Annotated in this window: 2 protein-coding genes; both read left to right on the forward strand. The window is 42.6% G+C overall.

Going from position 1 to position 980, the window contains the following annotated elements:
• The coding region (locus tag AB4496_RS00365; protein ID WP_372130469.1) for an SLC13 family permease at window positions 1-530 on the forward strand (530 nt) is incomplete at its 5' end.
• Window positions 531-548: 18 nt separating this feature from the next.
• The coding region (gene cysD, locus AB4496_RS00370; RefSeq protein ID WP_372130470.1) for a sulfate adenylyltransferase subunit CysD at window positions 549-980 on the forward strand (432 nt) is incomplete at its 3' end.

Genomic DNA, 980 nt, shown 5'->3' on the forward strand with positions numbered 1-980 from the left:
GTGTTGTGTCTCTTTTTAAAGTGATGTTGATATTATTAGGTGCACTTTTGTTGTCTGGGTGTTTAACGGCTAATGAGGTTCTGCAGCGTTTACCTAAAAATGTTTGGTTAATTATATCCTCCGCCCTGCTCTTGTCTCAGGCTTTAACAAATAGTGGTGCTTTGGGTGGGCTAGAAACAATGGTTCATTCATATGATTATTTGTTTACTCCACTGACGGGCTTGATTGTTGTTTATTTGTTGGCGTGGTTAATGACAGAGTTGGTCACTAACAATGCGGCGGCTGCACTCGTACTTCCTATTGGAATCGAATTGGCTTCGAGTTTATCTGCAAACCCTCAAGCGTATATACTTGCAGTCGCGTTTGGTGCTAGCGCCAGTTTTATTAGCCCATATGGTTACCAAACTAACTTGATGGTGTTTAATGCGGGACAGTATAAGCTGCAAGATTTTGTGAAAGTAGGCGTACCGATGTGCCTGCTTTATGGCTTGATTGTGTTAATCGCAATACCTGCCTTTATTGGATTGTAATTTAAGGACTTCTTTGAAATGAATATTTCTTCAGAGCGTATGACTCATCTAAAGCAATTAGAAGCTGAGTCTATTCATATCATGCGTGAGGTTGCCGCTGAGTTTGATAACCCGGTAATGCTATATTCTGTCGGTAAAGATTCTTCGGTGATGCTCCACCTAGCACAAAAAGCATTTGCGCCAGCGACGCCTCCGTTCCCGTTAATGCACGTAGATACCACGTGGAAGTTTAAAGAAATGATTCAGTTTCGTGACTATATGGCGGAAAAAGTGGGTATGAAGTTGATTGTGCATCAAAACCCTGAAGGGGTAGAGATGGACATCAGCCCATTTGTCCATGGCAGCTCTGTACATACTGATATCATGAAAACCCAAGGCTTGAAGCAAGCTCTGGACAAGCATGGTTTTGATGCTGCATTTGGAGGCGCACGGCGTGATGAAGAAAAATCT

The sequence above is a fragment of the Vibrio sp. 10N.222.46.A1 genome (genome assembly GCF_041473595.1).
GTDB lineage: Bacteria > Pseudomonadota > Gammaproteobacteria > Enterobacterales > Vibrionaceae > Vibrio > Vibrio tasmaniensis_A.